General features: G+C 57.9%; 5 protein-coding genes. 2 read left to right on the forward strand and 3 right to left on the reverse strand.

Annotation, left to right across the window (positions count from 1 at the left end; translation table 11 throughout):
* Window positions 1-43: 43 nt before the first annotated feature.
* The 3 genes from F4Y00_02980 to F4Y00_02990 all read right to left on the reverse strand — a co-directional run bounded on the left by F4Y00_02980 (window position 44) and on the right by F4Y00_02990 (window position 5,926).
* Window positions 44-979, reverse strand: coding sequence for a sugar phosphate isomerase/epimerase (locus tag F4Y00_02980; protein MYE03924.1), 936 nt, complete (start codon window positions 977-979; stop codon window positions 44-46).
* A 28-nt stretch (window positions 980-1,007) separates the two neighbouring features.
* Window positions 1,008-2,336, reverse strand: a complete 1,329-nt coding sequence (locus F4Y00_02985) for a Gfo/Idh/MocA family oxidoreductase (GenBank protein ID MYE03925.1) — start codon at window positions 2,334-2,336, stop codon at window positions 1,008-1,010.
* A gap of 302 nt (window positions 2,337-2,638) precedes the next feature.
* Window positions 2,639-5,926, reverse strand: a complete 3,288-nt coding sequence (locus F4Y00_02990) for an N-6 DNA methylase (protein ID MYE03926.1) — start codon at window positions 5,924-5,926, stop codon at window positions 2,639-2,641.
* Between the two features lie 380 nt (window positions 5,927-6,306).
* Between F4Y00_02990 and F4Y00_02995 the strand changes: the two genes are divergently transcribed.
* Together F4Y00_02995 and F4Y00_03000 are read left to right on the forward strand one after the other, a co-directional pair.
* Window positions 6,307-7,464 carry a cysteine desulfurase gene (locus F4Y00_02995; GenBank protein ID MYE03927.1) on the forward strand — a complete coding sequence of 386 codons (1,158 nt, stop codon included), beginning with the start codon at window positions 6,307-6,309 and terminating at the stop codon, window positions 7,462-7,464.
* The gene (locus F4Y00_03000) at window positions 7,461-8,183 is read left to right on the forward strand and encodes a glycosyltransferase (GenBank protein ID MYE03928.1); all 723 of its coding nucleotides are present in this window, start codon (window positions 7,461-7,463) and stop codon (window positions 8,181-8,183) included. Before F4Y00_02995 ends, F4Y00_03000 begins: the two co-directional genes overlap by 4 nt.
* Window positions 8,184-8,418 lie beyond the last annotated feature (235 nt).

Here is an 8,418-nt window from a genome sequence, read left to right on the forward strand (position 1 = left end):
CGGTGTTCCGCTCACTCCCGCCTGTTTGCATCAGATAAAAAGGTCACGACGGGTACAGCACCCGGTCCATACGCCAGGCGATTTCTTCGAGGCGCTCTCGATCCCCTCCCGGAATTTCCGCTGTGGCCCAGCCGGTAAAACCAATGGCTGCGAGGTGCTCCCGAACAGCAGGCCAGTTGACGTCTCCTTCGCCGAGCGGAACGTTGAAACCGTCGTACATCCCTTCCTCATTGCGCTTCCGACGGCTGAACTCCTTCACGTCCAGCTTGAGAATGCGGTCGCCGAGAATGCGAATCCAGTGCTCCGGCCAGCCGAACGTGATCACGTTGCCGATATCGAAATACGCCCCGACCCAATCGCTTTCGAATTCGTCGATGTACCGGGCAAATTCGAGCGGGCTCATCAGGAAATTATTCCAGACGTTCTCGATAGCGATACGAATGCCCAATGAGCTGGCTTCCGGCAAAACCTTGCGAATTTCGGCCTGCGACCGCTGCCATGCATCGTCGTAGGAAACGTTTTCCTGGACGACGGCGGGGACAAGCAACACCGTGGAAGCTCCGTAGGCGGCTGCATCCTGGAGCGCGATACGGAGTCCTTCCAGTCCTTCTTCCCGGACAGCCGGATCCGGATCCGACAGGGTCTTGTTCCAGTGCACCATGTCCACTATCCCGTGAATCGGCAGTCCGACGGTACGGGAAGCCGCAACCACTTCTTCCTGCACCAGATCGTTCGGACTGCCCATCTCCACCCCATCGAATCCCAGTTCCGCAAGCAGCATGAATTTGTCCTGCACGGAGCCCTCCACACGCACCATGTCGTACTTGACGGCTTTATAGATAGCCGGCATGGATGTACGGGCAGACGAATGCGTGGTGACACGGGATGATGCGACCGTGAAGCCGGGAACGGCGCTGGCAAGGGCTGCGACGCCCCCCGAGGCGGCTCCCAGCATACCCAGAAAATGTCGTCGGTCCATAGTACGTATAGAGCGAATTTATTTGGTGTTATTGACCGGCTCCGGCAACGAGGAAAGACCGGTTGAGCCGGGTGCGTCCCGGCGCAGGGACGGGTTCGGGAGGCATATCCCCAAAAGCCAACGTGTGCGGTACAAGGTCCATATCGGCGGTCAGCATATCCTCCCAGGTCAATTGCTGTCCTGTGTAGGCGCTCTCGCGTCCAAGAACGGCAATCATGGTGCTGTCTGCAATCTGACGGGTCTCGTTGACAGGCTGCCCTTCCCGGATCGCTGCAATTAGGTCCGTATGCTCGACGACATAGGCATTGTTGCCCTTTTCGGAGCGTCGGAAAAGCACATCGCCGTCGTGCGACCGGATGATCGAACTGTCGGGATGCAGATCGGCCACCCCTTTGGTGCCCACGATGCGGTTCGTAACACGCCCGGTGGCTCCCTCGAACTGGCGGCATTTCGCCTCTACGCGCACATCGCCCGAAAAAGCATATTCCACCGAAAAATGGTCGTAAATGTGTCCGTACGAAGGATCGACGCGCGCAAGGCGCCCGCCCATTCCGATGGCGCGCTCGGGGACTTGCTGCATAACCCACTGAATGATGTCGAGGTTATGCACGAACTGCTCCACGATGTGGTCCCCCGAAAGCCAGGTAAAGTAATACCAGTTCCGGCATTGCCATTCCATATCCGACATGCCGGGAAGGCGCGGGCGCAGCCAGATGGGCCCCGTCATGTAATAGGCATAGGCGCCTGTGATTTCACCGATCAGCCCTCCATGAATCTCGGCCACGGCATCCATGAAACTGGGCTGGCGGCGGTAGAGCGTACCCGCGACCACGGAAAGTCCCTTCTCATCGGCTAATGTGCCCGCCTCGACGATCGAGTGGTATCCGGCCACATCGACCTGCGTGGGTTTTTCCATGAACACATGCTTGCCGGAGTCGACCGCGTAGCGGAACTGCACAGGACGAAATCCCGGCGGCGTGGCGAGAATTACATAATCCACGTCGCTGTCGATCACATGCCGGTAGTTATCGAAACCGGTGAACGTGCGTTCGTCCGTCACATTGAGCCGGTCGCCGATGTGCTCCTGCAGGCGTCGCCTGGAATCTTCCAGCCGGTCTTCGAAGAGATCGCCCATAGCGTACACCTCGATTCCCTCTGCTGCCTCGACGGCATTCACCGCGGCGCCCGTGCCGCGGCCGCCGCATCCGATCAGGCCGACCCGCATGGTGTCCGACCCCGCCGCATAGGCGAAATTTCCGGAGCGCATGAGCACAGAGGCGCCTGCCGCCGCTGCCGCCGATGACTGAATGAATCTGCGCCGGGTCAACCCGGTGTTTCGTACGTTTGTGTCCCCCATGGCTTCTTGCTGGTTGGTATATGGTTACGCGCTGATCGAAGCGGTTTTGATCAGAGTATCCTGTAATATAACCGGGTGGAAACATTGTTGCCGGGGCAAAAAGCCCGAAGGCTGAACCGGTGGCAGCACGTTGGCGGAACTCGCCAGGCTCCAATGCCCCTTTTTACCTCTTTTGAGTAATTTCTACTCCTTTTTGGAGTAATTTTTACTCCATTTCGGAGTAGTTTTTACTCAAAACGGTATCCTATAAGATGTTCTTCAATCTCGCTCAATGGTTTACAAATCGGCATTTTTGCAAACCATCAAAGCAAACTGCCGTGCGTTCCCGCCCCTTTCATATTGCGCATCCTTTCCGGGGGCATGGGAAGTTCATTCGCTTTGAAACAATCGCTCTCGATGATCGCGTTGAGCAACGCTTCCTGCGCCGGGTAACCATTGACCGTTTCCTCCAGTACCCAGAGCAGTTCGAGGAGTTCGGTAGTGAACTGGCTGGTCCAGAATTCGGGACGAATGTCGTCCAGCGGCGACGACTTTTTTCCTGCCCCCTTTTTCATGCGGTACTTGAGCCATGACCTCACGACTTGTAGGCCAGATACCTCGAACTCGTATACCTCCGGCGTCACCGGCGCAAATGTCCCTTCACCCACATGCAGCGTTTGGGCCGTTTCGTCGTACGAGAACGTTTCGGGATACCCGTCGGCGTTGCCTGGGACAGCCTTGATGCATTTGGCCACACCGTACGGGGTATGCTTATACGCCGCATCGCCTGTTGCAAACCGCTCGCCATAGGTGTGAAGCCATAGTAACCGGGCGCCCGTGCTTCGAGCCTGTTCGAATAATCCAGCATCCTTTGTGACGGGTATTCGCAACTCGCGTGTCTCTAGTTCGACGGTGAAACGGGCCGTGAAGGCCGGTTGGGCCGCTACGCCATACAGATAGGCGATAAAATCCTCCGGCGTAACGTTGTGTCCATAGGTTCTGCCGAGCCGATCGAGCAATCCTGGCAGAATGTTTGGATGGGCAGTATCAATGGAATGATAGAGAGGAAAAACATCCTTCCCGCCATAAGAACCTCGAAAGTGATGGGCATCAGGGATATATGCACAAGCTGTAAGAGCGGGCCCCTTGCCAAGGGGGTGTTTTAACAGACTTGTCAAATACACCTGCTGTTCGTTGTGGGCGCGCCACAAGTCGGGCCCGGGCCGATCCAGCAAACGGGCGTCGCCGAAAACAAACTGCCTGTCGAACGATCTATGGGAGAAACGAACGATATTCGGGGTAGGATATCCGTTTTCAAGATCGACAATGGGTCGCAGTTCAACGTCCGATGGGGGCAATTGGCTTGCAGGCCGATGTGCCTTGCGCCCTGTCGGAGAATCCTTGAATAGCCCTTTGCGTTTTTCCTTGTCAGCCTGCATCAGCGTGTGCCAACGCGCGTCAAGATTTACCTGTTGCGGTGAAATCACCCAGGTTCGGCCGGATTTCACGCCGGATAATTGCCTCGGCATCAGGTCGGTCAAAAGAGGCCAAGCGAAATAATCCCCCTTACCTGCCGGGCGAAACGGAGCCTGCCAATCTTTTGGGCACTCCTCCCATTGGATATTAGTGAAATTCTCTATGCCGTCAAGCGCAGCGAGTTTCTCCTTGCGCGTTCCCTCAAGGCGGGCGTAGTGAACTGCTGCCGGTTTGTTCTTGCAAATCGCATTTGCCCTGAAGGCTACGGCGATAGCTACAGGGATCTTGATATCGAATACATTCTCACTTTGACGTGTACCGCGTCCTTCGCCGCCAAGGTCGAGTATCCATATCTCATCGCACTGCTGTCGCAAGTGTGCGCGCATTCCACCAAAGGCATCTCCATGAATATAACTTGATGCACTGATGAAGCTGACCACACCTGGGCCGTTCTTGTACTCGAAAACCTTCCACAACGCCCAACGCCAGAAATACACGTACAGATTGTACAGGTTCTTGAGATCACCGCCTTGCCCTGCTGCAAGCACCGGGTCGATAAATACGCGAAGAATAGGATCCACACGGTCATTTCCGTCTCCCCAACGCACCCAATTCCCAGTGCGGGCTTTATTGGTTTCCGTGGCCGCTTCATGGCGATCATAAGGCGGATTACCTAAACAAACCATTACAGGCACTCCGTTCTTGACATCCAGCGCTTTCCGGTGCTGCTCAGAAATCGGACGTAGATACAAAGGTAGCTCTGCCGGGATCGTGTGGGGACTTTCCAGTGTATCCGTCAGATAGATATGTATGCCGTCCGGGGGAAGCAAAGCACCTTGGTCCGCAATGGCGCGGCTGACGCGCAATTCTGCGACGGCATAGGGACCGGCCATCAGTTCGAAACCGTACAGGTTCCGCGCCAATGTGCTGGCCACTCCAGGGATGGCGCCCTTGCCCTGTTTGTTTCTAATCCGGGCAATGGTGTGTTCGATTACGCCGAGGAGATAGGTACCCGTTCCCACTGCCGGATCCAGGGTCATTACATCGGGGTCTGCGAATCCCATTGCCTTACCGAGTCGAGAAACCAGCAGGTCGTCGATCAGGCGCACCTGGGCGTGGACGACCTCTACCGGCGTGTAATAGACTCCTGCGTCCTTGCGCAGCTTGGGATCGTATGCAGCGAGGAAATCTTCGTAGAAATAGAGCCACGGATCCCCGGGGCCTGCGAACGTCGCAAGCGGTACGACCGCGATGACGCGCACCAGCAAGTCGAGCGATGCGGCGATATCGGAGCGAGCCCCATCATCGGTTAGAATTCTCAAAGCCCGCGACAGCAGGTTATGCTGCACATTGAGGGTTTTCTCTGCGCTTTCGAGCGTGAGCGGATCGGCCCCTTCGCTGCGGCCCAATAGCAAGGCGAAAGCGACCGTCTGGGCGTAGGCGTCGGCGAACTGGTTGTCCGAGGCATCGGGAAACAGGAGCTGACGCCAGTCGTCCGCAAGATGCACAAGAGGAGACGCGGCGTCCTTGAGCGCATCGGATACATCGTCGCGCAACATGCGGCAGAGAGGAGCCAACAGTTCAGCGAACCCCTTTAGTTCGACATTACCTTTGCGGTCCAAAGGAATGTGCGGATACCAGGAAAGAAAATCGCTCAGGAGACGCTGTACGGCGTCTGCATCCTCAGCGGTTACCGCGCTTGATCCCTCGGCAGCGATATCGCCGGAGAGACGAACCAACGCGCCGATGCGCTCGCCGTTTCGATATAACGCCCACTCGTTACCGTCCGTGTAGAGTATATTCGGAACGGAAGAGAAGCGCTTGAATTGCTTGCGGTTACGTTCTTTAAATCGTCTGGAGTCAGCGCCGACGCCGGGCGCCTTGAGTTCGACGTATCCGGCCAGTAACCGGTTCAGGTGGATGGCGTAATCGGGGCGGCCGAGGCGATCCGGCAAGGGCGCTTCGCCTGTGCAGACGATGTCAGAGTCTAACCCTGTAGCCACCTCCTGCATAAAACGCTCGAACGGAGCGCGCAGTTGTTCCTCCGGCTCCCCTGCGATGAATTGGTTGGATTTCTCTGTTACGGACGCGGCAAACCCCTGTAAGGAATGGTGCAGGGAAACGGCTGTACTCATGGCTGAACTCACGTCAAAAATCCGGTGACCACGGTATGCAGCAGACACGAAACAGCGTTACTGCACTCTGAAACGAGTTTAGTACCGTGCGAACAGCCGGTACGTTTCCATATAAATGCGATCATTCGCCGAACCCAAAAGCCGTTTGTAAACTGGCGTTACTTTGCAATTTTCGTGAATGGCGTTTTTCGTCCCTGAACGAGTGGGAACCCGGTTCTTTACGGATACTCTGATCAAAACCACTTCGTTCAGCACTTCACTTTCGCGCGGATAGGACGTTATGATTCCATGCCTCGGACGGCACGCAAACAAGCTATGAATCAGATTCGGCAAAAAGGTGTTTTTACATGGTGTCCCCGGTGTAACGAACCGTCTGTATCATGAATCCCGTCTATCTCGACCATGCTGCTACGACGCCGCTTGACGCGCGCGTGATTGAGGCCATGCAGCCTTTTTTCGGGGAGCACTTCGGCAATGCCTCTTCGGTGCATGCTCTGGGCAGGAAGGCGCGTTTCGCGGTCGAGGAATGCCGCGAGAAGGTGGCGGCTCTTCTGGGCGCTGAACCGGGAGAGATTGTTTTCACGAGTGGGGGCACGGAGTCCAACAACATGGCGCTTGGGGCCGCATCCGGCGATGTGCTGACCTGTGCGGCCGAGCACGAATCCGTGCTTCGTTCCGCGGAAGCGTTGCAGTCTTCCGGCAAGACCGTGCATATGCTGAAGCCCGGCAGGTTCGGCGCGGTTTCGATGGAGGACATCGCTCGGGGGCTTGACAGCGAGGCATGTGCCGGGGTGACGCTTGTATCCATCATGCATGCGAACAACGAGACGGGCGCCCTGTCGCCGGTTCGGCAAATCGCTGAGGCATGTCGTGCCCGCGGGCTGACGTTTCATTGCGATGCGGTGCAGACGGTGGGCTACGCCATGATTCCCGAGGCGGATATGATGACGCTCTCGGGACACAAATTTTACGGCCCGAAGGGCATTGGCGCCCTGTTCGTACGTGCCGGGATCGATGTGGGGCCTGTACTCCTGGGGGGCAGGCAGGAACGCGGGCGCCGAGCGGGCACGGAAAATGTGGCGGCCATTGCGGGCTTTGCCAAAGCGCTGAAACTCGCCTTTGACGAAGGGGAATCCCGCAAGCGGCATGCCGAAGCGATGCGGGAGCGGCTCCGCAACGGCATACAAGCAGTAGCCGGGGAAAGGGTTCGTATCGTTACCCCTTGCGATACCGGCGAGGCGGCTCCGCACATCCTTGGCGTGGTCGCTCCGCCCGTAAACGGCTATTCGATGGACGGGGAAATGCTGCTGCTGAACATGGATATGGAAAACATCTGCGTATCCGCGGGCTCTGCATGCACGAGCGGCGCCCTCGAGCCCAGTCATGTATTGATTGCCATGGGGCTGGATCGTGCTGCCGCGGCGGCCTTCCTGCGCTTTTCTGTGGGCAGGAGTACGACGGACGAAGATGTGGACCGGGCTGTCGAAGCGTTCGATCGTGTCCTGCGCCGGATGATTCGCATGCCCGAAACCCCATGAGCGCCGCCCTCATTGTGTTTGCCAAACCTCCGGTTCCCGGCCGGGTCAAAACTCGTCTGACGCCGCCCCTGTCTCCGGAGGATGCCGCCCGTCTCTACGAATCTTTTCTGCAGGATGCGCTGGATCAGTACCAGGGGCTCGGGGTGACGCTTCGCCTGTATCTGGCGCTTGACGGATCGCCGCCGGGGAGAGGCATACCAGCCCAACATGGGGATAGGTTCGCCCAATGGGGGGATATATATACCCGGTGGGTCGGGAAGAACGTGTTTCGCCAGAAGGGAGAGGGTCTCGGGGAGCGCATGAGGCAGGCTTTCGAAGAAACATTCGCCGAAGGGCATCGCCGGGTGATCCTGATCGGGACGGATCATCCCACGCTGCCTTCCGCATGGATAAGAGAGGGATTTTCGCTTCTCGAAGGGGGGGACGCCGTCGTGCTTGGTCCCACCGGGGATGGAGGGTTTTACCTGATCGGCATGAACGAATCGTTTTCGCAGGTTTTCGAAGGGATGACCTACAGCCACGAGGCTGTTTTCGAACAGACTGCCGCCCGTGTTGCTTCCTGCGGTGCTTCGCTGCAGATGCTTCCGGAATGGTACGATGTGGATACGTTCGACGATCTGAAACGCCTTGTTGCGGATATGCGGCAGGAAAGCGCCGGTGCGATGCGGACCCGTGCAATGCTCCAGCGTCTTTCTGAACGATACGAAGGGCTGGTGTAGGAAAAGGGACAGGTGCGGGCCAGGGCAGCGGGTTGCGGACGCGGGCCCCTGGGCTGCGGACCGTGACTTTGCGTATTCGGGAAAATGACGAAGGGCTCCGGCGCCTGTACGGCGCGACGCAGCGCCGGGGGGTTGTGTCGTTTTAGAAACAGAGCGGCCCCCCCCCGGCGAGACACACGGCCCTTGGCCGCGCTGGCGTCGGGGCGCGCAGGGGCGCGGCGCGGCTGACTCCGGC

The sequence above is a fragment of the Bacteroidetes bacterium SB0662_bin_6 genome, from assembly GCA_009839485.1.
Lineage (GTDB): Bacteria > Bacteroidota > Rhodothermia > Rhodothermales > VXPQ01 > VXPQ01.